The sequence below is a fragment of the Sanguibacter sp. TS_SC_8 genome (assembly GCF_055361235.1).
In genome coordinates this window covers 1,539,638-1,563,979 of record NZ_CM143955.1, presented here as the reverse complement: position 1 = coordinate 1,563,979, position 24,342 = coordinate 1,539,638, and the positions used below count along the sequence as shown (strand labels likewise).

The 24,342-nt window shown below is 71.4% G+C and carries 22 protein-coding genes; 11 read left to right on the top strand and 11 right to left on the bottom strand.

Features of this window, described 5'->3' with window-relative positions; translation table 11 throughout:
- Nucleotides 1-64: 64 nt before the first annotated feature.
- Both ACWA15_RS07075 and ileS read right to left on the bottom strand, forming a co-directional pair.
- Nucleotides 65-1,465 carry a bifunctional folylpolyglutamate synthase/dihydrofolate synthase gene (locus ACWA15_RS07075; RefSeq protein WP_464058831.1) on the bottom strand — a complete coding sequence of 467 codons (1,401 nt, stop codon included), beginning with the start codon at nt 1,463-1,465 and terminating at the stop codon, nt 65-67.
- A complete protein-coding gene (gene ileS, locus ACWA15_RS07070) occupies nt 1,462-4,800 on the bottom strand; it encodes an isoleucine--tRNA ligase (protein ID WP_464058830.1) in 3,339 nt (1,112 codons plus the stop codon). Before ileS ends, ACWA15_RS07075 begins: the two co-directional genes overlap by 4 nt.
- Before the next feature lie 585 nt (nt 4,801-5,385).
- Here ileS and ACWA15_RS07065 point away from each other — a divergent pair.
- A complete protein-coding gene (locus ACWA15_RS07065; RefSeq protein ID WP_464058829.1) occupies nt 5,386-5,565 on the top strand; it encodes a hypothetical protein in 180 nt (59 codons plus the stop codon).
- Here ACWA15_RS07065 and ACWA15_RS07060 read toward each other — a convergent pair.
- The 4 genes from ACWA15_RS07060 to ACWA15_RS07045 all read right to left on the bottom strand — a co-directional run bounded on the left by ACWA15_RS07060 (nt 5,552) and on the right by ACWA15_RS07045 (nt 7,864).
- Nucleotides 5,552-5,788, bottom strand: a complete 237-nt coding sequence (locus tag ACWA15_RS07060) for a hypothetical protein (protein WP_464058828.1) — start codon at nt 5,786-5,788, stop codon at nt 5,552-5,554. The genes ACWA15_RS07065 and ACWA15_RS07060 overlap by 14 nt on opposite strands.
- 259 nt (nt 5,789-6,047) lie before the next feature.
- Nucleotides 6,048-6,278 (bottom strand): helix-turn-helix domain-containing protein, encoded by a 231-nt coding sequence (locus ACWA15_RS07055; protein WP_464058827.1) that lies wholly within the window; start codon nt 6,276-6,278, stop codon nt 6,048-6,050.
- The gene (locus ACWA15_RS07050) at nt 6,278-6,949 is read right to left on the bottom strand and encodes a hypothetical protein (RefSeq protein WP_464058825.1); all 672 of its coding nucleotides are present in this window, start codon (nt 6,947-6,949) and stop codon (nt 6,278-6,280) included. The genes ACWA15_RS07055 and ACWA15_RS07050 overlap by 1 nt, the downstream gene beginning before the upstream one ends.
- A gap of 120 nt (nt 6,950-7,069) precedes the next feature.
- The gene (locus ACWA15_RS07045) at nt 7,070-7,864 is read right to left on the bottom strand and encodes an SDR family NAD(P)-dependent oxidoreductase (RefSeq protein WP_464058823.1); all 795 of its coding nucleotides are present in this window, start codon (nt 7,862-7,864) and stop codon (nt 7,070-7,072) included.
- Nucleotides 7,865-7,935: 71 nt separating this feature from the next.
- On the opposite strand from ACWA15_RS07045, the gene proC reads away from it, so the two are divergent.
- The 6 genes from proC (at nt 7,936) to ACWA15_RS07015 (ending at nt 14,203) form a co-directional block, all read left to right on the top strand.
- The gene (proC, locus tag ACWA15_RS07040) at nt 7,936-8,757 is read left to right on the top strand and encodes a pyrroline-5-carboxylate reductase (protein ID WP_464058821.1); all 822 of its coding nucleotides are present in this window, start codon (nt 7,936-7,938) and stop codon (nt 8,755-8,757) included.
- A 240-nt stretch (nt 8,758-8,997) separates the two neighbouring features.
- On the top strand, nt 8,998-10,050 hold the full coding sequence (locus ACWA15_RS07035) for a putative F420-0 ABC transporter substrate-binding protein (RefSeq protein ID WP_464058820.1): 1,053 nt from the start codon (nt 8,998-9,000) through the stop codon (nt 10,048-10,050).
- Nucleotides 10,051-10,052: 2 nt separating this feature from the next.
- A complete protein-coding gene (locus ACWA15_RS07030) occupies nt 10,053-11,165 on the top strand; it encodes a putative F420-0 ABC transporter permease subunit (RefSeq protein WP_464058819.1) in 1,113 nt (370 codons plus the stop codon).
- Nucleotides 11,162-11,989 (top strand): putative F420-0 ABC transporter ATP-binding protein, encoded by an 828-nt coding sequence (locus ACWA15_RS07025; RefSeq protein ID WP_464058818.1) that lies wholly within the window; start codon nt 11,162-11,164, stop codon nt 11,987-11,989. The genes ACWA15_RS07030 and ACWA15_RS07025 overlap by 4 nt, the downstream gene beginning before the upstream one ends.
- A 22-nt stretch (nt 11,990-12,011) precedes the next feature.
- Nucleotides 12,012-13,679 (top strand): SWIM zinc finger family protein, encoded by a 1,668-nt coding sequence (locus tag ACWA15_RS07020; RefSeq protein ID WP_464058816.1) that lies wholly within the window; start codon nt 12,012-12,014, stop codon nt 13,677-13,679.
- Between the two features lie 158 nt (nt 13,680-13,837).
- Nucleotides 13,838-14,203 carry a VOC family protein gene (locus ACWA15_RS07015; RefSeq protein ID WP_464058815.1) on the top strand — a complete coding sequence of 122 codons (366 nt, stop codon included), beginning with the start codon at nt 13,838-13,840 and terminating at the stop codon, nt 14,201-14,203.
- Between the two features lie 78 nt (nt 14,204-14,281).
- Here ACWA15_RS07015 and ACWA15_RS07010 read toward each other — a convergent pair whose 3' ends face one another.
- From ACWA15_RS07010 to ACWA15_RS06995, 4 genes are all read right to left on the bottom strand, one after another.
- Nucleotides 14,282-15,334, bottom strand: a complete 1,053-nt coding sequence (locus ACWA15_RS07010; RefSeq protein WP_464058814.1) for a LacI family DNA-binding transcriptional regulator — start codon at nt 15,332-15,334, stop codon at nt 14,282-14,284.
- A gap of 3 nt (nt 15,335-15,337) precedes the next feature.
- Nucleotides 15,338-16,279 (bottom strand): carbohydrate ABC transporter permease, encoded by a 942-nt coding sequence (locus ACWA15_RS07005; RefSeq protein ID WP_464058813.1) that lies wholly within the window; start codon nt 16,277-16,279, stop codon nt 15,338-15,340.
- Between the two features lie 2 nt (nt 16,280-16,281).
- A complete protein-coding gene (locus ACWA15_RS07000) occupies nt 16,282-17,181 on the bottom strand; it encodes a carbohydrate ABC transporter permease (RefSeq protein WP_464059434.1) in 900 nt (299 codons plus the stop codon).
- A 201-nt stretch (nt 17,182-17,382) separates the two neighbouring features.
- Nucleotides 17,383-18,708, bottom strand: a complete 1,326-nt coding sequence (locus tag ACWA15_RS06995; protein WP_464058811.1) for an ABC transporter substrate-binding protein — start codon at nt 18,706-18,708, stop codon at nt 17,383-17,385.
- Between the two features lie 195 nt (nt 18,709-18,903).
- On the opposite strand from ACWA15_RS06995, the gene ACWA15_RS06990 reads away from it, so the two are divergent.
- On the top strand, nt 18,904-20,988 hold the full coding sequence (locus tag ACWA15_RS06990; RefSeq protein ID WP_464058810.1) for a beta-galactosidase: 2,085 nt from the start codon (nt 18,904-18,906) through the stop codon (nt 20,986-20,988).
- Nucleotide 20,989: 1 nt separating this feature from the next.
- Here the strand turns inward: ACWA15_RS06990 and ACWA15_RS06985 are convergent, their stop codons facing one another.
- Complete coding sequence (locus ACWA15_RS06985) at nt 20,990-21,409, bottom strand: CoA-binding protein (protein WP_464058809.1); 420 nt, start codon at nt 21,407-21,409, stop codon at nt 20,990-20,992.
- An 82-nt stretch (nt 21,410-21,491) separates the two neighbouring features.
- Between ACWA15_RS06985 and ACWA15_RS06980 the strand changes: the two genes are divergently transcribed.
- The 3 genes from ACWA15_RS06980 to ACWA15_RS06970 all read left to right on the top strand — a co-directional run bounded on the left by ACWA15_RS06980 (nt 21,492) and on the right by ACWA15_RS06970 (nt 24,281).
- Nucleotides 21,492-22,079: an HhH-GPD-type base excision DNA repair protein gene (locus tag ACWA15_RS06980; RefSeq protein ID WP_464058808.1), complete on the top strand. Its 588-nt coding sequence runs from the start codon at nt 21,492-21,494 to the stop codon at nt 22,077-22,079.
- A gap of 18 nt (nt 22,080-22,097) precedes the next feature.
- On the top strand, nt 22,098-23,147 hold the full coding sequence (locus ACWA15_RS06975; RefSeq protein WP_464058806.1) for a zinc-dependent alcohol dehydrogenase family protein: 1,050 nt from the start codon (nt 22,098-22,100) through the stop codon (nt 23,145-23,147).
- Nucleotides 23,148-23,357: 210 nt separating this feature from the next.
- On the top strand, nt 23,358-24,281 hold the full coding sequence (locus ACWA15_RS06970) for a hypothetical protein (RefSeq protein ID WP_464058804.1): 924 nt from the start codon (nt 23,358-23,360) through the stop codon (nt 24,279-24,281).
- The last annotated feature ends 61 nt before the right edge of the window (nt 24,282-24,342 follow it).

The window sequence follows — 24,342 nt, the reverse complement described above, 5'->3', positions numbered from 1 at the left end:
GACTTCACCCTCCATCGCGCGCCAGCCAGGTAGGTCCATTGAAGCACCGCTGACCTGGCCCTGCTCATCCGAGGCCGAGCAGCATCCGCGCCTCAGCGACGAGGATGACCGACCCGGTCACCAGGACCCCGGTGCCGGTGCCGACCCCGGTGGTGTCCTCGTTCTCGGCGAGGCCGGCGGCCACGTCGATCGCGTCGTCCAGACGGGGGGCCGCGTGCACCCGGTCCTCGCCGAAGATCTCGATCGCGAGCTCTTCGAGGTCGTCGACGTCGTGGGAGCGCACCGAGCTCGACTGCGTGACGACGACCTCGGCGAGGATCGGCTCGAGGATCGACAGGATCGTCTCGGCGTCCTTGTCCTCGAGGATGCCGACCACACCGACGAGCCGGGTGAACTCGAAGGACTCGTCGATCGCGTCGACGAGCACCTGGGCGCCCGCGCCGTTGTGGGCGGCGTCGAGCACGATCGTCGGGCTGGACCGGACGACCTCGAGGCGACCCGGGGAGTCCGCGGCGGCGAAGGCCGCGCCGACGACGTCGCCGTCCAGGGCGCCGCCCCCCGAGACGAGCGCCTCGGTGGCCGCGAGGGCGAGCAGGGCGTTGTGCGCCTGGTGCGCACCGTAGAGCGGCAGGTAGATCTCGGTGTAGAGGCCGGCCGGGGTGCGCAGGCTCATGAGCTGACCACCCACCGCGGGGAAGCGTTCGGCGACCTCCAGATCGGCGCCCTCGCGCAGCACCCGGGCACCACGGCGCGCCGCCTCGGCGAGGACGATCTCCTCGGCGACCGGGTTCTGCTCGGCGAGCACGACCGTCGCGCCGTCCTTGATGATCCCGGCCTTCTTCTCCGCGATCTCCTCGATCGAGTGCCCGAGCCACTTCTGGTGGTCGAGGGAGATCGGGGTGACGATCGCGATCTCCCCGTCGACGACGTTCGTGGAGTCCCACAGCCCGCCCATGCCGACCTCGATGATCGCGACGTCGATCGGGGCGTCGGCGAAGGCGGCGAAGGCCATCACGGTGAGCACCTCGAAGAAGCTCAGCCGCGGGCCGCCCGCCGCCTCGGACCGGGCGTCGATCATCGCGATGTACGGCTCGACGTCGCGGAACACCTCGACGAAGCCTTCGGCGCTGATCGGCTGCCCGTCGATCGCGATGCGCTCGGTGACCGAGCTCAGGTGCGGGCTGGTGAACCGTCCGGTGCGCAGCCCGTGCTCGCGGACCAGGCCCTCGAGCATCCGCGAGGTGGACGTCTTGCCGTTCGTCCCGGTGATGTGGATGGTCCGGTACGCCCGCTGCGGGTCGCCCAGCAGCTCGCACACGTCCCGGACCCGCTCCAGCGTCGGGTGGATGGCGTGCTCCGGGGCGCGGGACATGATCTCGCGGTAGACCGCGTCGAGCTCGGCCTGCACCTCGGGGGGCACGACGGGTCCGGTGTCCCGGCGGCGTCCGTTCTTGCGGGTGCTCACGCGTCGACTCCGTCTGTCGTGGCAGTGGCCGCCGTGACGACGACCTGCCGGTCGGGGGTGGGTGATGTCTCCAGGAGGATCTCGACCGCGAGGGTCTCGCGGGCGATGAGGTCGCGGTGCTCGTCGACCGCGAGGGACCACTGCGCCGGGACGGCCAGGGACAGGATGATCCGGTCGCCGACGTTGAGACCGGCGGCCTTGCGGGCGTCCTGGACGTCGCGCACGACGTCGCGGGCGTACCCCTCGGCCAGCAGCGCGTCGGTGAGCTCGAGGTCGAGGACCACGAAGCCGCCGCCGGGGAGCACGGCTGCGGCCACGGTGGCCGCACCGGCGGTGTCGTCGCCGACGACCGTCACGAGCTCGTACTCGCCCTCGACGAGGGGCACGTCGCCGTCGGCCGTGGTGACCGCGACGACGCCGTCAGGACCGGTGGACCAGTCCCCCGCCTTGGCGGCCTTGATGGCAGCCTGGACGCCTCGGCCCAGGCGCGGGCCGGCCGCGCGGGCGTTGACGTTCAGCCGGCGGGAGATGCCGAACCTCTCCTCCGCGCCGTCGGCCAGCGGGACGAGGACCACGGACTTGACGTTGAGCTCGCTGCGCAGCAGCGCGGTGTACGGCTCGAGCGCCGCGGGGTCGGCGACCACGACCGTGAGAGTGGCCAGCGGCTGGCGCACGCGCAGCTGGTGCGCCTTGCGCAGGCCGAGGCTGAGGGACACGATCGAGCGGATCCTGTCCATGCTGGCCACCAGCGCCGGGTCTGCGGCGAGCACGAGGCCGGCCTCGGTCGGTGCGCCGTCGGCTCCGGTGAGGACGGGCCAGTCGGTCAGGTGCACGCTGCGCCCACCGGTCAGGCCGCGCCAGATCTCCTCCGTGAGCAGCGGCGCGAGCGGCGCCATGACCTGTGTGAGCGTCTCCAGGGCGGTGAACAGCGTGTTGAAGGCGTTGTCGTCCTCGGCCCAGAAGCGGTCCCGCTGGGTGCGCACGTACCAGTTGGTCAGCGCGTCGAGGTACTGGCGCACGCTCTCGCAGGCCCCGGCGACGTCGAAGGCGTCGAGCTGGGTCTGCACGTCGGTGACGAGGTTGTGGGTGCTCGCGAGCAGGTAGCGGTCCATGTCCGGCAGGCCGGCGACCTCTTCGGGGGCCACCCGGCGCGCGGTGTAGCCCGCGCCCGAACGCGCGGCCCCGGCGTAGAGGGTGAAGAAGTAGTACGTGCTCCACACCGGGAGCAGCACCTGGCGCACCGAGTCACGGATGCCTTCCTCGGTGACCACGAGGTTGCCCCCGCGCAGGATCGGGGAGCTCATGAGGAACCAGCGCATGGCGTCGGAGCCGTCGCGGTCCAGGACCTCGGAGACGTCGGGGTAGTTGCGCAGCGACTTGCTCATCTTGCGCCCGTCGGAGCCCAGCACGATCCCGTGCGAGACGGCGTTGCGGAAGGCGGGGCGGTCGAAGAGCGCCGTGGCCAGCACGTGCAGGGTGTAGAACCACCCGCGGGTCTGGCCGATGTACTCCACGATGAAGTCACCGGGGTAGTGGTTCTCGAACCACTCGGTGTTCTCGAAGGGGTAGTGCACCTGGGCGAAGGGCATCGAGCCGGAGTCGAACCACACGTCGAGCACGTCCGGGATGCGGCGCATGGTGGACGCCCCGGTCGGGTCGTCGGGGTTGGGGCGGGTCAGCTCGTCGATGAAGGGCCGGTGCAGGTCGGTGACCGGCACGCCGAAGTCCGCCTCGAGGTCGGCGAGGGATCCGTAGACGTCGATGCGCGGGTAGGCCTCGTCGTCGGAGACCCACACCGGGATCGGGGTGCCCCAGTAGCGGTTGCGGGAGATCGACCAGTCGCGGGCGCCGGCCAGCCACTTGCCGAACTGCCCGTCCTTGATGTGCTCGGGGGTCCACGTGATGTCCTGGTTGAGCTCGACCATGCGGTCGCGGATCTTCGTCACCGACACGAACCAGCTGGAGACGGCCTTGTAGATGAGCGGGTTCCGGCAGCGCCAGCAGTGCGGGTAGGAGTGCTGGTAGGTCTCGTGGCGCAGCACGAGGGCGCGGCGCGACGCATCGATGCGCGCCGATGGGCCGGTGCCGTCCTTGAGGTCCTTGATGATGACCGGGTTGGCGTCGAAGACCTGCTCCCCGGCGTAGTCGGGGACCTGGGTGGTGAAGCGGCCGCGGGCGTCGACCGGGACGATCGTCTGGATGCCCGCCTCGAGGCAGACGGCCATGTCGTCCTCGCCGAAGGCGGGTGCCAGGTGGACGAGCCCGGTGCCGTCCTCGGTCGTGACGAAGTCGGCGCTGAGGATCTGGTGGGCGTGAGGGTTCTCGGGGTCGCCGGCGAAGTAGTCGAAGACGGGCGCGTAGCGCCGCCCGGCCAGCGCAGAGCCGGTGACCGTGCGCAGCACGTGCGAGGCGGCGTCGTCGGACAGGTCGAGCTCCTTGGCGTAGGCGCCCAGGCGCGCGGCACCCAGGATCACTTCGGAGCCGGCCAGCGGAGACTGCGGCCCGGGGGTCACCACGACGTAGTCGACGTCCGGGCCGACGGCCACGGCGAGGTTGGACGGCAGCGTCCAGGGGGTCGTGGTCCAGATGAGGACGACCTCGCTCGTAGGTGCGGCGTCGGCGTCGAGCAGGCGCAGCGCCACGGTGAGCGCGGGGTCCTGGCGGGACTGGTAGACGTCGTCGTCCATCCGCAGCTCGTGGTTGGACAGGGGGGTCTCGTCGCGCCAGCAGTACGGCAGCACCCGGTAGCCCTCGTAGGCCAGGCCCTTGTCGTGGAGCTGCTTGAAGGCCCAGATGACCGACTCCATGAACGTGACGTCGAGGGTCTTGTAGTCGTTGGCGAAGTCCACCCAGCGCGCCTGGCGGGTGACGTACTGCTTCCACTCCTCGGAGTACTTCATGACCGACGTGCGGCACGCCTCGTTGAAGACGTCGATGCCCATCGCCTCGATCTGGGACTTGTCGGTGATGCCGAGGATCCGCTCGGCCTCGAGCTCGGCGGGCAGCCCGTGGGTGTCCCAGCCGAAGCGCCGCTCGACCTTCGACCCGCGCATGGTGCGGTAGCGCGGCACGACGTCCTTGGCGTAGCCGGTCAGCAGGTGGCCGTAGTGCGGCAGGCCGTTGGCGAAGGGCGGGCCGTCGTAGAAGACGAACTCGTTCGTCCCGTCCTCCCCGGCCGGGCGCGCGTCGACGGAGGCCTGGAAGGTGCCGTCCTTCTTCCAGTACGCGAGCACCTGCTCCTCGAGCGCGGGCAGGTTCGGCGAGGCGACGACCCCGTGCTCGGGGCGGTGCTTGGGGTACTGGGCTGCTGCGGAGTTCTGGGCTGAGCTGGACATGAGGATGCGGCTCCTGTTGCGGGTGGTCCGAGTGGTGCGCGTGCCGTGCGAGGACGACGCCGGACGCTCGCGCGCCGTGCCGCGGTACCACCCCGCTTGCCGCCCGGTGCTGCTGGGCGACCTCTCATGCCGGCTGTGACGGGCCTGACCCGTCCGGGTCTACTGGGGTCCGCCGGGAGGGCGGGCCTGTTCTTCCGGAGGCTCGCCGGTGATGGCCGGGTCGATGCCTGTGGGGCCATGCTACCCGGCATTGCTCCGTCACTGCCAGCACGGGGCGTCGGCGCTCGTCGACTCGTCGTCGAGATCGCCGCAGGGCTGGTCGGATGGGTGGACGGGTGCGGGACCGGTGGGGGTCAGGGGCACCTCAGGGGTCGGGTCAGGGGGTGCGCGAGAGAGACCGTCTACCCCGACCGACAGAGAGTCCGGGCCCAACCGGGGACGTCCCGGATAGCCGGGCATGCGGGGGTACGTCGAGGCTGGAGGTGCACCAGCCGTCGATCAAGGAGGCCGTATGAACACCGTCGTCCCGACCACGCCCGCCCGCTCCCCCGTCGGCGCTGACGTCAGCACGGTGTTCTCGTCGCGGTGCAGCTGCCGTTCGCCGGGTCCGAGCCGGATCCGGCGGCCCTCTTCGACACCGCCTACGCGCCCGTCGCGTTCCTGTGCTGGCTCCCGAACGTCGTCGTCGCCGAGTGGCTCATCGCCCGGCGCGGGCTCCCCGGGCTGCGGATGACAGCCCAGGCGTCCGGACCTACAGTGCGCTGACCTCGCGCCCGGTCCGCCCGGGCGCCCGACCGCTCTGACGGTGGCGTTCGGTGTACGCCGAGATGTCGCGGGCGACCAGCGACTCGATGGTCACCACGGACAGGTCGAGGGACAGGTCGACGGAGCCGTCGAAGGACGTGTCGAGAACGAGGCCGGGAGCGAGGTTGGGAGCGTGGCCGGTGAGCTCACGGGTGCGGTCGAGAGGCAGGGCGAGGGTGGTCATGGCGAGTCCTTGGGGTGCTGGCTGGCGCCTGGGTGCACCACAGATCGCAGAGGATCTCAGGTGGTCAGGCCGGTCGGTCGGAGGCGGTGGGCCTCAACAACACGCAGCCGTGCACGACGCCGCACAGAGTCCCGGGCGCACGGTGCGCGCGGGAGAGGTCTGCTCGGTGAAGGTCACGAGGCGATCATGCCAGCCCGGCACGCGTGGGCACAACCGCCGTCTCGGTGCGCGGACCGGTCAACCGTCCCTCACTCGTCCCTCACCCGTCCAAGGCGACGTCGAAGAGGTCCCCCGGCGTGCATCCGAGCACCTGGCACAGCCGGGTGAGGGTGCTGAACCGGATCGCCCGGGCTCGGTTGTTCTTCAGCACGGAGAGGTTGACGACCGACACCCCGACCCGCTCGGAGAGCTCGACCAGGGTCATCCCCCGCGCCTCCAGGAGTCCGTCGAGCCGGCACACCACGGCGTGGTCGTCGCTCTGCTCCCCCATCAGATGATGCCGTCCTGGTCCCGCGCGAGCCGGGCACCGCTGCGCAGGGCGATCTGCATGCAGACGCAGAACAGCATCGCGAAGTAGGCGATCCACACGGAGACGCCGGAGTCGGGGTTCGGGGCCCGGTGCCCGTCCCACCCCAGGGCGCCGATGACCCAGTTGGTCCCCAGGTGCCGCAGGAACTGCGGACCGGCGACCACGGCGAAGACCGCGATCGTGAACACGTTGAGCAGCCACAGCGTCCTCGGCGCGAACATCCGCCCGACGGCGAAGTTCCGGGCGAGCAGCCCGAGCAGGACGAGGACGGCGCACCACAGGACGGCCTGGAGGCCGTCGGCGAGCCAGAGCAGGACGACCGCACCGGTCGGGAGGGCGTCGACGGCGACCGTCGCGGCCAGGGTTCCGGAGGGGACGAGCTCGATCCCGGCGGGCGGCTGGGTGACCATCACCCCGTCCACCTGCTGCAAGGCGACCTCGACGAACCCCTCCTGCCACTGGTACGTGGCTTTCAGGAGGTAGGAGACAACGACGGCGACGACACCGACCGCGCAGGCGGCCACGTTCCAGAAGAGACCTTGACGGTCTTTGGGGGTCTGGTCGACGAGGGTGGTCGGGGTCGTCGGCGGCTCGGGACTCGTGCCGGCGGGCGAGGTGTCGTTGGCATCCATGACAACACCATATCGTTCATCGATACTAACGACAAACGATATGGCACTCCCTCTCTGCCGAGGTCCGCGCGGTCGGGAGGCAGGCGGCTCGGACCGGCGGCGCGGACGACCGGCGTGGGCTCAGGTCGCTCGGCGGGCCACCTGGGTGTTCGACACCTGGGCCCGCGGGCGGATCATCAGGTGGTCGATGTTCACGTGGTGCGGTCGGGTCAGCGTCCAGGTGATCGCGTCGGCGACGTCGTCGGCGGTGAGCGGCTCGTCGACGCCCGCGTACACCGCGTCCGCCTTCGCCGCGTCACCGTCGAACCGGGTCAGGGAGAACTCCTCGGTCCGGACCATGCCGGGGGCGATCTCGATCACCCGGACCGGCTCCCCCACGAGCTCGAGGCGCAGGGTGTCGGCGATCACCCGCTCGGCGTGCTTGGCGGCCACGTACCCGGCCCCGCCCGGGTACGTCCCGTGCGCCGCGGTCGAGGTGAGCACGACGACGTCCCCGCGACCGGAGTCGCGCAGCGCCGGCAGCAGCGCCTGCGTGACGGCGAGGGTGCCCAGCACGTTCGTCTCGTACATCCGCCGCCACCGGTCGATGTCGGCGCCGGCCACGGAGTCCGTCCCGAGCGCGCCACCGGCGTTGTTGACCAGCGCGTGGACCGGCCCGCCCGCGGTGACCCGGGCGGCCAGCCGGGCGACGTCGTCGGCCACGGTGAGGTCTGCGACGACGTAGCTCGTGCCGGTCTCGGCCGCGAGCGCGGCCAGCCGGTCCTCACGGCGGGCCACCGCGACGGTGTCCCAGCCCAGGGCCCGCAGCCGGCGCACGGTCGCCGCCCCGATGCCCGACGACGCACCGGTCACCACAGCGCGCAGGACAGCGGGTGGGGCGGTGGTCGAGGCGGGGTGGGCGGGGGTGGATGTCATGGCTTCTCCAAGAGGGTGAGCAGGTACCGTTCTTGTTCTAGCACGCCTCGACGCACTGGAAGGCAGACGACATGACGGTCGGATTCATCGGCTCCGGGAACATGGCCACCGCGATCGTGCGCGGGATGATCGCAGGCGGTTTCCTGCCCGCATCCGAGATCGTCGTGTTCGACCCGGACGCCGACAAGCGCGAGGCGCTCGCCGCCGAGCTCGGCATCCGCGCCGTGGAGTCAAACGCGGCACTCGTGGCCGCGAGCGACGTCGTCGTGCTCGCCGTCAAGCCGCAGGTGCTCCCGGCGGTGCTCGCTCCGCTCGCCGCCCAGATCGCCGACCGGCGCCGGGTGGTCGTCTCGATCGCCGCCGGGACGACGCTGGCCAAGCTCGAGTCGCTGCTCACCACGGGCGCGACCACGGCCGCCCCGGTCGTGCGCGTCATGCCCAACGTCAACGCGATGATCGGCGCCGGGATGGCCGCCGTCTGCGGCAACGCGGCCGCCACGGCCGAGGAGGTGGCCTTCGTGGTCGCCATGTTCACCGCGGTCGGTGCGGCCATCGAGCTCCCGGAGTCGCAGTTCTCGACGTACACCGCGATCGCGGGCAGCTCCCCGGCCTTCGCCTACCTGTTCATCGACTCCCTCGCCCGGGCCGCCGTGGCGGCCGGGATGGGCAAGGACCTCGCGACGCGGATCGCCGCCCAGACCGTGCTCGGCTCGGCGAAGATGGTCCTCGAGTCGGAGAAGTCCCCGTGGGACCTCATCGACACGGTCTGCTCCCCCGGTGGCACGACCGTCGCCGGCCTGCTGGCCCTGGAGGACCGCGGCTTCCTGGCCACGGTCGTCCACGGCGTCGCGGCCACGATCGCCCGCGACCAGGAGATGACCGCCGGCAAGTAACCCACCCCTCTCCCCCCCCTTCCCCCGCTGAGCGCACGAAAGTGCGCGTGTCGCCTCGGCGTGTCGCGCACAAGATCATGCACTCAGCGGATCAGCGCGGGAGGTGGGGTGGGGCGAGTAGTGTTGGTGCTGATCCTGGACCTGATTTGGTCTGGTGGTGCGGCCCGGACTTGGGGCGCTGATCCTCGGTGCGCCGTAGCCGCGCCTCCCGCTGACACCCCCCTCATCCGGAGATCCCCCGTGCTGCGCACCCGTACTGCTGCCCCTGTCCTCGCCGTCGCGACGGGGCTCACCCTCGTGCTGGCCTCGTGCTCCTCGCCCGCCCCGGCCGGCCCGTCGGAGTCGGCGTCGTCCGCCGCGAGCGGCGAGGCGACAACAGGACCGACCACCTACCCGCTCACCCTGGACAACTGCGGCTTCTCGGTGACCTTCGACGCGGCCCCCGAGACGGTCCTGACGATCAAGTCCTCCACGACCGAGATGCTCCTCGCCCTCGGCCTGACCGACGCGATCGCCGCGACGGCCTTCCCCGACGGCCCCGTCGCGGACTGGCTCACCGACGCCGCCGCGACCAACCCGGCGATCGCCACCCCGCTGAGCGAGAAGGCCCCCGGACCCGAGGCCGTGACCGAGGTCGAGCCGGACCTCGTCTACGCGGGCTGGGAGTCCAACCTCACCGCCGAGAGCGCCGGCGACCGCGCGACCCTGGCCACCCTCGGCGTCGCGACGTACGTCTCCCCCTCCGCCTGCAAGGAGGCCGCCTACCAGCCGAACCCGCTGACCTTCGACGACGTCTTCGCCGAGATCACCGAGGTCGCCGCCATCTTCGACGCCTCCGACGCGGCCGCCACGCTCGTGGCCGACCAGCGCGCCGAGCTCGCCGCCATCACGCCCGACGACCGCGGCCTCACCGCCCTGTGGTACTCCTCCGGCTCCGACATCCCCTACGTCGGGGCGGGCATCGGCGCACCGCAGATGATCATGGACACCGCCGGCCTGACGAACATCGCCGCCGGCGTCCAGGACACCTGGGGACCGTTCTCCTGGGAAGAGGTCATCGACGCCGACCCCGACGTCATCGTGCTCGTCGACTCCGCGTGGGGGTCGACCGAGAAGAAGATCACCCAGCTCGAGTCCAACCCCGCGACCGCGAACCTCACCGCCGTGCTGAACGAGTCCTACGTCGTGGTCCCGTTCCCGGCCACCGAGGCCGGCGTCCGCAACGTCTCGGCCGCGGCCGACGTCGTCGCCCAGCTCGACGCGCTCCCCCTCGCCCCGGGCGCCGCGGGCTGACCATGACCGCCACCTCCCGCACCGAGGCACCCAGTACCGCGCCCGGTGCTGCGTCCGGTGCTGCGCCCGCCGGTGCACGACGGCGCGCACCGCGCCCCGTCGTGTGGCTGAGCGGGGCCGCCGCGGCGCTCGTGGTGACGGTGCTGGTGACGGTGACGATCGGGACGGCGGACCTGAGCGTCGGGGAGGTGTGGCGATCGATCGCCTGGCACGTCACCCACGGCCTCGGCGTGGGCGAGGCGGTCGCGGTCGACCCCCTGAGCCGGCTGCGGGACGGCATCGTGTGGGAGCTGCGCCTGCCCCGGGTGCTCACGGCCGCCGCGGTCGGGGCGGGGCTCGCGCTGTGCGGGGTGGTCATGCAGTCCTTGACCCGCAACCCGCTCGCCGACCCCTACCTCCTGGGACTGTCCTCGGGGGCTTCCCTCGGCGCGGTCGCCGTGCTGGTGCTCGGGCTGAGCGTGCTGCTCCCGGTCGCGGCCTTCACCGGAGCCGTGCTCGCCCTGGCCGCGGCCCTCGGGCTGGCCGGGGCGCTCGGGACCATCACTCCCACCCGGACGATCCTCGCCGGCCTCGCGGTCAGCCAGCTGTGCGCGGCCGCGACGTCGTTCATCATCTTCTGGTCGGCGACCGGGGACACCTACCGGGAGATCCTGTCCTGGCTCATGGGCTCGGTGGCCGGGGCGACGTGGTCCTCGGTCGCGATCGCAGCCGGCGCCGTCCTCGTGCTCGGCGTGCCGCTCGCGCTCAGCGGATCGGTGCTGGACGCCTTCACCTTCGGGGACACCGCGGCGTCGGCCCTGGGGGTGTCGGTCAAGGGCACCCGGTGGGTGCTCCTCGTCGCGGTCGCGCTGCTCACCGGGGCGCTCGTGTCGGTGTCCGGGTCGATCGGCTTCGTCGGGCTGATCCTGCCGCACGCCGTGCGGCTGGTCACCGGCGCCCGGCACCGGCTGCTGCTGCCGCTGTCCGCCCTGTGCGGGGCGACGTTCCTCGTGTGGGCGGACACCCTCGCCCGGACGGTCTTCGCCCCGCGCGAGGTGCCCGTGGGGATCATCACCGCGGCCCTCGGTGCGCCGGTCTTCGCGGTGATCCTGTGGCGCGGGAGGGAGCGGGTATGAGCGAGACCTCCCCCGCCGGCGGGCTCTCTGCCACCGGCGGGGTCTCTGCCACCAGCGGGCTCTCCGTGGACCGGGTGACGTGGTCGGTCGGGTCCAGGCTCATCGTCGACGGCATCGACTGCACGGCCCCCACCGGAGCGGTGACCGGCCTCATCGGGCCCAACGGATCGGGGAAGTCGACGCTCCTGCGCGTGCTCGCCGCCGTGCAGTCCCCCGACGCCGGCCGGGTGGTGCACGACGGCGAGGACCTGCTGGCGCTGGGCCGGCGCCGCCGGGCCCGCCGGCTCGCCTTCGTCGAGCAGGACTCCACGACCGACCTGCCGCTCAGCGTGCTCGACGCCGTCCTGCTCGGGCGCATCCCGCACCGGTCGCTGCTGGCCGGGGACTCCCGGGCCGACGTCGCGGTGGCCCGCGAGGCGCTCGCCCGCGCCGGGGTCGCCGAGCTGGCCGAGCGGTCGCTCGGGACCCTGTCCGGCGGGGAACGCCAGCGGGTGCACGTCGCCCGGGCGCTGGCCCAGGAGACCCCGCTGCTGCTGCTCGACGAGCCCACCAACCACCTCGACATCGCCGCCCAGCTCGCCGTGATGACCGTGCTGCGCAAGCTCGCAGCCGACGGGGTCACCGTGCTCACCGCGCTGCACGACCTCAACCTCGCGGCCGGGGCCTGCGACCACGTGGTGCTCCTCGCTCACGGGCGGGTGGTCGCCGCGGGGACCGTGGCGCAGGTGCTCGTGCCCGCGGTCCTCGAGCCGGTGTACGGGGTGCGGTGCGAGGTGCTCACCCACCCCCGGACCGGGCGGCCGGTGCTGGTGTTCGGAGAGTGAGCGCTGCGGAGACAATGGGTCCGTGCTCACCATCCATGCCCTCCCCGACCTGACCGATCCGGCCACGATCTCCCGCGGCCGGGCCTACGCCCGCACCAACCGCGTCGTGGTCACTGCTGCCCGCGAGGGAACCGTCCGCGCGGAGGTCCAGGGCACCGATCTCTACCAGGTGGTGCTGGCCGGGACCACGTGGTCGTGCACCTGCCCGGTCGGGGTCACCGGGGCGCTGTGCAAGCACATCGTCGCGGTCGTCATCGCGATCGAGGAGGGCACCCTGGCCGCTGACGAGGCCGACGGCATCACCGGTGACGCACCCCCCGCCGGAGCCGCCGCACGACGGGGTCCCCCGGAGGCCTCTCCCCTCGGCTGGCTGCGCGGCCTGTCACAAGCCGACCTGCTCGCGGTCGTAGAAGGCGCTCTCACCCGGGTGGACGGTTTTGACGCGTTCGTCGCCCAGGAGTACCTGGGGGCGACCGGCGACGTGACCGAGCTCGCCGCGGAGGTGGAGCAGACGCTCAAACCACGGCGGTCCTTCTACGAGTACCGCCACGCGAACGTCTATGCGGCAGAGGCCGAACCCCTCATCGCGGTCATCGAGGAGATGGCCGAGCACCACCCCTCTCCCGAGCTGCTCACGGTCGTCGAACGAGCCCTCACCCTCACGGTGCGGACCATCATGCGCAGCGACGACTCTTCCGGGTACCAGGGCAGCCAGGTGCGCAGCCTGCTCAAGTCGCACGCCGTCGTGGCGGCGGGCCTGGCCGGGACCCTCGATCGCAAGGCGCAACGCCGGCTCGCGACGTGGCTGCACAAGTTCGCCTTCTCCGACACCCAGGACTTCTTCAACCCCGAGGTCGACGCCTACGGCGACGTCCTCGAGGCGGCCGGGCTCGAGACCTACTCGACTCTGGTCGAGCGGACCGCCGAGGCGGGCAAGCACCGCTTCGCCGTCGAGCATGCTCGGGGCAGGCTGGCGATCCTCTCGGGTGAGGCCGACCAGATCGTCGAGGCCTTCGGTGGAGACCTCACCGCGCAGCATCAGGCGCTTGCCGTGGTCACGGCGCTGGACGAGGCCGGCCTGCACGACCTCGCCGTCGTCCACGCCTACCGAGGACTGGCGATGCCGCGCGGGCACCGACACGTCTCGCTCGTCGATCGGGCGGCGCTGGCAGCGCGGGAGACCGACGACATCGGCCGGGCCGTCGAGCTCCGCCAGGACCACTTCGACCTCGACCCGACCTCGGCCACCTTCGGGGCGTTGCGTGTCGTGTCTGCCGAGGCCGGTGACTGGGAGTCTCGACGCGAGGACGCCGAGGCGGTGCTGTCCGCCCGGTCCCCGCAGTCCTACCTCTCCGTCCTGCTCACCGAGGCGCGCGACCACGCTGCGTGGGACTTCGCACTCACGCACCCGGAGGCCGCCACCCGGTACTGGGAGGAGCTGTGCACCCGGCGGGCTCTGACCGCACCGGCTGACACCCTGCCGATCTACACGGACCTCGTCACGAGCACCCTGACCGTCACCGACCGCCGTGCGTACTCCGCCGCCGCTCGGCTGCTCGTGCAGATGCGGGTCGCTGCGATCGCCGCCGGTCGCGAGGACGCCTTCGAGGAGTTCATGCAGGCCACGGCTGCGGCGAACAGGCGCCGTCCGACATGCACGGCAGCCTTCAAGAAGGCCTGCCTCATCTGACGCGACCGGCGACCTCCTTCTCGTCGGACTCGTCAACGCGTCCAGAGGTCGTCCGGCGGGACCGGCCGTAGCGTGGACGGCATGGCGCACCACCGGGCGCCAGTCAGGAATCGGCAGCCGCAGCGGCACACCGAGCGGCACAGAGAGCGGAGACAGACATGGCACACGGCGACATCACCCACATCGACATCCCGGTCGACGACATCCCTCGCGCCACGACGTTCTACAGCTCGCTCTTCGGCTGGAAGATCGAGGAGGTCCCGGGCTTCGAGGGCTACCCCATGTGGCAGGCCCCCAACAAGATCAGCGGAGGCGGTCTCGCCCCCCGCGAGGACGGCTTCACCACGCCGCGCAGCTACGTCGAGGTCGACTCGATCGACGAGTCCCTCGCGCAGGCCGCCGCGCTCGGCGGCACGGTCATGATGGGGAAGACGGAGATCTCTCCGACCAGCTGGTGGGCAGTCCTCGAGGACACCGAGGGCAACACACTCGGTCTGTACGAGGGCATCACGTCGATGGAGTGAGGGAGCCGACCAGTCCCCAGCCCGACCGATGGACCGCCCAACACCAGGGGCGGTCCATCGGCGCTGCTAGAGGCTCGGCTAGGCGGAGTCCCGCACCACCAGCGACGTCTGCAACGTCATCGCCGCCGGGTCCTCGCCGTCCATCACCTCGAGGAGCAGGCGCACCATCTCCGCGCTGATCCGTTCGAAGGGCTGGCGCATGGTCGTCAGCGCCGGGTGCAGCGCGGCGGCCACCCCCGAGTCGTCGAACCCGCCCACGGCGATGTCCTGCGGCACCCGCCGACCCGAGGCCTGCAGCGCGACGAGCGCACCGGCGGCCATGAGGTCGGAGGCCACGAAGACCGCGTCGATGTCCGGTCGGCGCTCGAGCAGCTCGAGCATGGCGAGCCGCCCGCTCTCGCGGGAGTAGTCCCCGTGGGCGACGAGGCTCTCGTCGAAGTCCTCCCCGAGCACGTCCCGGTAGCCGTCCAGCCGCAGGGTCCCCCCCGGGGTGTCGAGCGGCCCGGTGATCGTGGCCACCCGGGTGCGCCCGATGTCCAGCAGGTGCTGGGTCATCGTGCGCGCACCGGCGCGGTCGTCGGCCGCCACGTAGCCGACCTTGCCCTCGTAGCCGAGCGGGACGCCGCAGGCCACGGTGGGGATCTTGTGCTTGAGGAGCTCACCGACCATGGGGTTGCCCTGGTGGGAGCTGATGAGCAGCACGCCGTCGACGTGACCGGCCGCCACGTAGGAGGCGATCCGGCGCCGTTCCTCCGCGGTGCCGGCGAGCATGAGCAGCAGCGGGATCTCCCGCTTGGCGAGCTCGTGAGCGGCGCCCCGGAGCAGGATCGAGAAGTTGGGGTCCTCGAACAGCAGGTGCTGAGGCTCGGTGAGCATGAACGCGACCGAGTTGGACCGGCCAGTCACCAGGCTGCGGGCGTGCTGGTTGGCCGAGTAGCCGGTGGTCCGGATCGCCTCGTTGACGGCCGCCAGCGCGTCAGCGGAGACCCAGTGGCCACCGTTGATCACCCGGGAGACCGTCCCACGGGACACTCCTGCGGCGGCCGCGACGTCGCGGATCGTCGGACGGCGCTTCGACGCGCCACCGGGGGACTTGCCCGATTCCTTCACAGGACGAGAGTCTACTGACATGACTCAGGCCTTCACTCCACCGGCGGCCAGGTCGACCTGCCAGTAGCGCTGCAGCACGAGGAACAGCGCAACCAGGGGGATGATCGACAGCAGCGCACCCGTGATGACGAGGGTGTAGAGCGCCGGCTGGGACGCTCCCTGGTTGAGCAGCCCGGACAGCCCCACGGTGAGCGGGAACAGCTTGTCGTCGCCGAGCATGATGTACGGCAGCATGAAGTTGTTCCAGATGGCCACGAACTGGAAGAGGAAGACCGTCACCAGGCCGGGCATCATCATGGGCACCGCGACCTGCAGGAAGGTGCGGGTCTCGCTCGCACCGTCGGTGCGTGCGGCCTCGACGATCTCGTCGGGAACCGAGGCCGCGGAGTAGATGCGGGCCAGGTAGATCCCGTAGGGGCTGATGATCGAGGGCAGCAGGACCGCCCAGTAGGTGTTGGTCAGGCCGACCTGGGCCAGCAGCAGGTACTGGGGGATGGCGAGCACCACGCCCGGGACCAGGACGCCGGCGAGGAGGACGTTGAAGACGGCGGACTTGCCGGGGAAGCTGTACTTGGCGAGCGCGTAGCCGGCCATCGCGGAGACGACGACGGACAGCAGCGCCCCGACGCCGGCGTAGAGCGCGGTGTTGAGCATCCAGCGCCAGAACAACCCGTCGCGGTAGGCCGCGAGGTCACCGATGTTCTCGAAGAGGTACGTCGAGGGGGCGAAGGTGAAGGAGGAGAAGAGCTCGCTCCCGGACTTCGTCGCGGCCACGAGCACCCAGGCGACGGGCAGCAGGCAGTACGCCGCACCGACGAGCAGGATCGCTGTGGCGCTGCCGCTCGGGCGTTCGCCGGCTCCGCGCGTGGTCGTGCGACTCGCGCGCGAGGTCCGGCGTCGGGCTTCGGGGGTCTGGCGGGCGGGCACGCCGGAGCGGGTGCCAGGAGTGTGGGTCTGTACGGTCATGGTCACTTCTCCTGGCCGAAGGCGCGGTTCTGGACGAGCCGCAAGAACCCGAACGAGAGGACAAAGGTTGCGAGGGCGATGATCACCGAGGTCGCCGCAGCCGAGTTGAGGTCTCCGCGCACGAACGCGTCGCGGTAGACCTTCATCAACGGCGTCCACGTGCTCGAGATCGTGTTGCTCAACGGCTTCAGGGTCGTCGGCTCGGCGAACACCTGGAGGGTGGCGATCAGGGAGAAGACGCAGGTCATGATGATCGACGGGATGACCGAGGGGATCTTGATGCGGGTGGCGATCTGGATCTGCGAGCACCCGTCCAGCTCGGCGGCCTCGTACTGCTCGGTCGGGATCGACTTGAGCGCGGTGTAGATGACCACCATGTTGAATCCGACTCCGCCCCAGATGGCGATGTTGGCGACCGCGAACATCACCAGGTCGGAGGAGAACAGGGAGGGCACCTCCCAGCCGAGCTTGTCGAAGACGTAGTAGAACGGGCTGACGCCGGGCAGGTAGAGGAAGCCCCACAGCAGCGAGGAGATCACCGCCGGGACGGCGTAGGGCAGGAAGATCGAGATGCGCGAGAACGTCTTGGCCCGGCTGCGACGGGCGTCGAGCAGCAGGGCGAAGAGGAGGGCAAGTCCGAGCATGATCGGGACGACGAGCAGGCCGTAGAGCCCCACCCGCCCCACCGACGCGAGGAACTCGGGGTCGGAGAGCGCATTGACGTAGTTCGTGACGCCGTTCCACACCTCGGTGCGTGCGCCCTTGCCCAGGCCGAGGCCGCTGACCTTCTCCGCGCGGAAGCTGAGGTACACCGCGTAGCCGATGGGCAGGGCGAGGAACAGCGCGAACAGCACGATCGCGGGGGCGAGGAACGCCCAGGGGGCGGCTGACTTGCGCCGGATCCCGGGATTGCGGCGGCGGGCCGGGACTGTCGGTGGTGCGGTGACCGCACGCGGGTGGGTGGTGCTCACGTTCTCTCCTTCGACCTCAGGTCGGGTGATGCTTCATCGAGGTGGTGCGGGAAGCCTGGGTCGGGCAGGGTCACGTGGACCGTGCCCGACGGCGGCCGCCCGCCTCCGCGAGGAGGCGGGCGGCCGGTGGTGCTACTCCTTGACGCCGAACCCGGAGTTCTTGAGGTCTTCCACGGTGACCTTCTGCATCGCGGTGACCGCGTCGAGGAACTGCGTCTGCGACTTGGCCTCGGCCGCCTTGCCGAACTCGTCGTTGTACGCGGAGTACGCGACGTTGACGTTGGGGCCGTAGGTGAAGTTCCCGGCCGTCTTCGCGGTCTCGCCGGCGATCTCGTAGAAGTCAGGCTGGTTGGAGAAGAACGCGGGCGGCTCGGCGAGCGCACCGGCCTGGGCCGGTGAGTACGCCGGGTAGATGCCGGCCTCGGCGACGAGCGCGTTCACCGACTCCTGAGAGGTGTTGAGCCAGGTGACGAACTCAGCGGCCTCGACGGGGTGCTCGGACTGCGACGTCACGGCGGTGGCCGACCCACCCCAGTTGCCGGTGGCCGGCGCAGAAGCGTCCCACTGAGGCATCGGCGCCATCTTCCACGTGCCCTGGGTGTCGGGGGCGTTGCCCTCGAGGACTCCAGGAGCCCACACCGCGGACAGCCATCCGACCTCGGTGCCGTTGTTCAGTGCGGCGTTCCACTCCGGGGTGTACATCGGCTTGTTGTTGATGACGCCCTCTTCGACGAGGCCGCCCCAGTAGCCGGCGACCTTCTGGGTCGCCTCGTCGTCGATCGAGACGGTCCAGGCGTCGCCGTCGATGCCCCACCAGGAGGCGCCGGCCTGCTGCGCCAGGCCGGTGAACCAGCCCGCGTCCGTGGCGGAGAACGTCCCGAGGTACACGTTCGGGTCGGCTGCGTGGATCGCCGCGGCCGCCACGGCGTACTCGTCCCAGGTGGTCGGTACCGCGACCCCGAGGTTCTCGAAGACGTCGGCGCGGTAGTAGAACTGCATGGGGCCGGAGTCCTGCGGCACGCCGTAGACGGCCTCGGAGCCGAGCGTCACTGCGTTCCAGACGCCGTCAGGGAAACCTTCGGCGACGTCGGCCGGGACCTCGGCGGAGATGTCGGCGAGGGCTTCCGAGGAGACCAGGGTGGGGATCTTCTGGTATTCGGCCTGCATGATGTCGGGGGCACCAGAGCCCGCCTTGATCGCGGTCAGGAGCTTCGTGACAGCGGGGTCGCCGCCGTCCTGCTTGTTGACCGTGACCTGGATGTCGGGGTTCTCGGCGTTCCAGAGAGCGACGACCTTGTCCATGTTCGGGGCCCAGGTCCAGAAGGTCAGCTCGACCTTCTCCCCCGATGCCTTCCCGGGCGAGCCGTTGGCCGTGTCGTCGCTGCTCGAGCAACCGGTGACCAGGAGCGCTGCTGCTGCGAGCGCAGCCGCTGCCTTGAAACCTGTGGTCAGGCGCATGAATCCTCCTCGTTAAGGACCGTCGCCCGCGCCTGGTCTGTGCCGAGGCGCCTCACGACGATGTGAAAAACTGTGCACGGTCACAGTACCTGCATCTCGACCTGGCTTGTCAAGACGGTCATTGATCGTGTTACCTAGTTGATGCACGGCCGAGAACAACTGTGATCGTGCACAGGATTGCACCTAAGGAGTGACATGACGTCTGCCCAGCCCCGTCCGGTCGGCCCCCGTTTCGAGGGATGGCTGACCGGCGTCGACTCGATCTGCTACGGAGGGGACTACAACCCCGAGCAGTGGCCCGAGGCGGTCTGGGAGCAGGACGTCACCCTCATGCGTGAGGCCGGGGTCACCCTCGTGAGCATCGGCATCTTCAGCTGGGCGCTGCTCGAGCCGCGCGAGGGCGAGTTCGACTTCGCCTGGTTGGACCGACTCGTCGAGCTGCTGCACTCCCACGGCATCCGGATCGACCTGGCCACCCCGACGGCGTCCCCGCCCGCGTGGTTCTTCCACACCTACCCCGAGGCCCGGGTCGTCACCCGCGAGGGCACCGTGCTGGGCTTCGGCTCGCGCGGCATGGCCTCTCCGTCCTCCCCCGCCTACCGGGCGGCCGCGCTGCGGATCACCGAGCAGCTGGGCGACCGCTACGGCGCCCACCCTGCGGTGGCCCTGTGGCACGTGCACAACGAGTACGGCGCTCCCGTCTCGGAGGACTACTCCCCCGCCAGCGCCGCCGCCTTCCGCGAGTGGCTGCTCGCCCGCTACGGCTCCCTCGACGGGCTCAACGCCGCCTGGGGCACCCGCTTCTGGGGTCAGGTCTACGGCGAGTGGGAGCACGTGGGGGTCCCCGCGGCGACGCCGTCGGTCGCCAACCCCGCCCAGCGCCTGGACTTCGCGCGCTTCACCAACGACTCCCTGCTCGCGTGCTTCACCGCCGAGCGGGACGCGCTGCACGCCCGCTCCCAGGCGCCGGTGACCACGAACTTCATGGCGGCCGAGTGCCCCTCGACCGACCTGTTCGCCTGGGGCCGCGAGGTCGACGTGGTCTCCAACGACCACTACCTCACCGCCGCCGACCCACGCTGCGAGGTGGGCCTGGCCCGCGCCGCCGACCTCACCCGGTCCGTCGCGGGCGGCAAGCCGTGGATGCTGCTCGAGCACTCGCCGTCGGGCGTGAACTGGCAGCCGCGCAACGTCGCCAAGCGCCCGGGCGAGATGGCCCGCAACGCCTTCTCCCACGTGGGACGCGGCGCGGACGCGGTCATGTTCTTCCAGTGGCGGGCCTCCCGCTCCGGCGCCGAGAAATTCCACGGCGCGATGCTCCCGCACGCCGGCACCTCCTCGAGGGTCTGGCGCGAGGTCGTGGCCCTCGGCGCCGACCTGGCTGCCGCGAGCGAGCTCGTCGGCTCCCGTGTCACTACCGACGTCGCCCTGCTCTGGGACCAGGAGTCGATGTGGGCCCAGGGTCTGGAGTGGCGCCCGTCCGTCGACGTGAGCGCCCGCGAGCGGATCAACACCTTCTACGACCGCTTCTGGCGCGACGGCGTGGCCGTCGACTTCGCCCACCCGTCCCAGGACCTGTCCGGGTACAAGCTCGTGGTGGCTCCGGCGTCGTACCTGCTCACCGCGGAGTCCGCGGCGAACCTCACCCGCTACGTCGAGGGTGGCGGCGTCCTGCTGGTCTCGTTCTTCTCCGGGATCGTCGATGAGAACGACGCCGTGCACGAGGGCGGGTTCCTCGCGCCGCTGCGCGACGCGCTCGGTGTCAGCGTCGAGGAGTTTCTGCCGCTGCGCGAGGGCGAGACCCTCCAGGTGGCGCTCGACGGCGCGGACGTGGCTCCCGGTCTGTCCGGGGTCCTGGAAGGGTCGGTGTGGGCCGACGACCTCACCCTGGCCGGGGCGAGCGTGGTGGGCACCTACCTCGACGGGCCGGCGCAGGGCGCGCCCGCGGTCACCCGCAACACCCTCGGGTCAGGCACCGGCTGGTACCTGTCCACCCAGCTCGACGTCGACGCCCTGGCGACCGTCCTGGGCGCCGTCTACGCCGACGCCGGTCTCGCCCCGAGCGGGCTGCCGGAGGAGCTCGAGGTCATGCGCCGGGTGGGCAGCGACGCGGACTATGTGCTCGCGGTCAACCACAGCGACGCCGACCTCACGGTCGACGCTCCGGTCGTGGCGGGCGCCGAGGTGACGGACCTGCTCACCGGGGCCGCCGTCGTCGGCTCGGTCACGGTTCCGCGCGGCGAGGTCCGCGTCCTGCGCGTCCCCCACCCGGTGTCCTGACTCAGCGGGACCCGGTCAGCAGCGGCGCTTCGATCGCCGGGCAGGTGTCCATGACGACGTCGAGGCCCGCCCGGGCCGCGCGCTCGGCGGCCGCCTCGTCGATCACGCCGAGCTGCAACCACACGGCCCGGGCTCCGACCGCGATCGCCTGGTCGACCACGGCGCCGGCCAGCTCGGAGCGCACGAACACGTCGACGACGTCGATCGGGCCCGGGACGTCGGCGAGCGTCGGGTAGCCGCGAGCGCCGCGCACCTCCTCGGCCTTGGGGTGGACCGGGACGATCTCCATGCCCAGTCCTTGGAGGTAGCCGGCGATGCCGTGGGCGACGCGCGCCGGGTTGTCGGAGAGGCCGACCACAGCCCAGCGGCCTGGTTCGGTCAGCAGCCGGGCGACCACGGCGGGATCGTTCGTGTGTGTCATGGTTCACCGAACCACATCCGGGCGGCCAGGGACAACGCGGGCCGGTCGGGTGCGGACCGCCCACCGCTGCCATGATGGGGCGATGACACCCGACCTGTGGCTCACCGGCGACCCCGAAGCCGACCACCTGCTCTCGAGCGATCCGTTCGCGCTGCTCCTGGGCATGCTCCTGGACCAGCAGGTGACGATGGAGCTCGCCTTCGCCGGTCCGCGCAAGATCGCCGACCGGATGGGGTCCCTCGACGCCCGCACGATCGCGGCAGCCGCACCGGAGGACTTTGTGGCGCTGTGCGCCACGCCGCCGGCGGTCCACCGCTACCCCGGGGCGATGGCTGGGCGGATCCAGGGCGTGGCCGCAGCGATCGAGACCACCTACGACGGCGACGTCACCCGGCTGTGGACCGAGGGGACCCCCGACGGCGCCGAGGTGCTCCGGCGGCTCAAGGCCCTGCCGGGCTTCGGGGAGCAGAAGGCCCGGATCTTCCTCGCCCTGCTGGGCAAGCAGTACGGCGTCCAGCCGGCCGGCTGGCGCGAGGCCGCGGGCCCCTATGGTGAGGACGGTGCCCGCCGGTCGATCGCCGATGTGACCGGCGAGGTGAGCCTGCGCCAGGTGCGCGAGACGAAGCAGGCCGCGAAGGCCGCCGCCCGGGCGGCGAAGGCAACGCGCTAGCGACCTAGACTGGCCACCATGCGCGCAACAGTGATCTACGGCGAGCGCGACGTTCGCCTCGACGACGTCCCCGATCCTCAGATCGTCCTCCCCACCGATGCGGTGGTCCGGGTGGTCGCAGCCTGCGTCTGCGGCTCGGACCTGTGGTCCTACCGCGGGGTCGCCCCGGTCTCGCACCCACGCCGGATCGGGCACGAGCTCGTCGGCATCGTGGAGCAGGTGGGCACGGAGGTCCGCGCGGTGGTCCCCGGCGACTTCGTCATCGCCCCCTTCTACTTCTGCGACAACACCTGCCTGAACTGCGCCAACGGCGTGAGCACCTCGTGCCTGCACGGCGGGTGGTGGGGGTCCACCGACCGCGACGGCCACCCGGTCGACGCCGCCCAGGGCGAGCGTGTCCGGGTCCCCCTCGCCGACGGCACCCTCGTCCCCACCCCCACCGTGCCCGACGACGCGCTCGTCCCCTCCCTGCTCACCCTCGCCGACGTCATGGGCACCGGCCACCACGCCGCGCTGTCCGCCGGGGTCACCGCGGGCAGCACGGTCGTCGTGGTCGGTGACGGCGCCGTCGGGCTGTGCGCGGTGCTCGCCGCCAAGCGGCTCGGCGCCTCGCAGGTCGTGGCCATGTCCCGGCACGCCGACCGCCAGGCGATCGCCCTGGAGTTCGGGGCGACGGGCATCGTCGCCGAGCGCGGCGACGCGGGCGTGGAGCGCGTCAAGGAGCTCTTCGACGGCATCGGGCCGGACTGCGTGCTCGAGTGCGTGGGCACGGAGGAGTCGATGGACCAGGCCATCCGGTCGGTGCGTCCCGGCGGCACGGTCGGCTACGTCGGGGTGCCCAACGGCGGCCCGGAGCTGCCGATCCGGACGCTGTTCAACTCCAACATCGCGGTCGCCGGGGGTGTCGCACCGGTGCGCGGGTACATCGAGGAGCTGCTCCCCGAGGTGCTCTCCGGGGCGATCAACCCGGGCCGCGTCTTCGACCTCGAGCTCCCCCTGTCCGAGGTCGCCGAGGCCTACGCCGCGATGGACGAGCGCCGCGCCACCAAGGTCCTCCTCCGCCCCTGACGCCCGCCCCAGCCCCGTCCGCCGCCCCCAGCCAGCCCCGCCCGCCGCCCCCATCCCGCCCCGCCCGCCGCCCTCACCCCTCCGCTGAGTGCGGCCGTCTGGCTGCCCACACCGGACATCCGGCAGCCGTTCGACCGCACTCAGCGGAGGGTTGTCCACAGGTGGGGGGCCTTTCGGAGCGGGGGCCGGCGGGCGGGCCGAGGATGAGGGATGGACACCTTCACGATCCGGCAGGGACTCGCCCTCGGGCTCACCCGGGCCACCATGCGCTCGCGAAAGTACGCCGCACCCTTCCACGGGGTCCGGGTCGAGGGGCCCAGCCCGGCGTCGGTCGACGCCCGGTGCCACGCGGCGCTCGCGATCCTGCCCGACGACGCCGCCTTCAGCCACTCCACCGCGCTCGCCCTGCACGGGGTCGAGATCCCGTGGCGCCTGCAGTCCGACCCCCTCGTGCACGTGACGACCCGCCGGCGCGAGACCCGCCCGCACCGGCCCGAGATCGCGGCGCACCTGTGCACCCAGGCCGCGCTCGACGTCGTGCAGGTGGGCGCGCTGCCGGTGACCTCACCCGAGCAGACGTGGCTGCAGCTGGCGCACTGCCTGCCGATCACCGACGTCGTCGTGCTCGGAGACGCGATGCTGCGCAGGCGCGAACCGGTCACCGACCTCGGGCGGCTCGAAGGGCTCATGCTGGCCACCCACAAGATGCGCGGCCTGGCCGCGTGCCGGGCGGCGCTCGGGCTCCTCGTCCCCGGGACCGACTCGACCATGGAGACCCGCACCCGGCTGGTCCTGGTCACCGCCGGGCTCCCCTGCCCGGAGGTGAACACCCCCGTCTACGACGACGCCGGGCGCTTCGTCGCGCTGCCCGACCTCCAGTACCACCGCCTCAAGATCGCGATCGAGTACGACGGCGACGTCCACCGCACCGACCCCGCCGCCTGGCGCCGCGACATCGAGCGGCGCCAGCGCCTCGAGGACGCCGGGTGGCTCATCATCACCGCCACGGCCGACGACGTGCTGCGCTACCCGGAGCGGCTGGTGGCCCGGGTGGTCGCGGCGATGCGGCGGCGAGGGGGTGAGATGGCGAAGGTGTCGGAGCCCTGGGGCGATGCCCGCAGCTCCGGCGCCTGACCACATTGCCCCACATACCGCGTCACTCAAGCACTTATATGTGGTGGCATATAAGCGATAT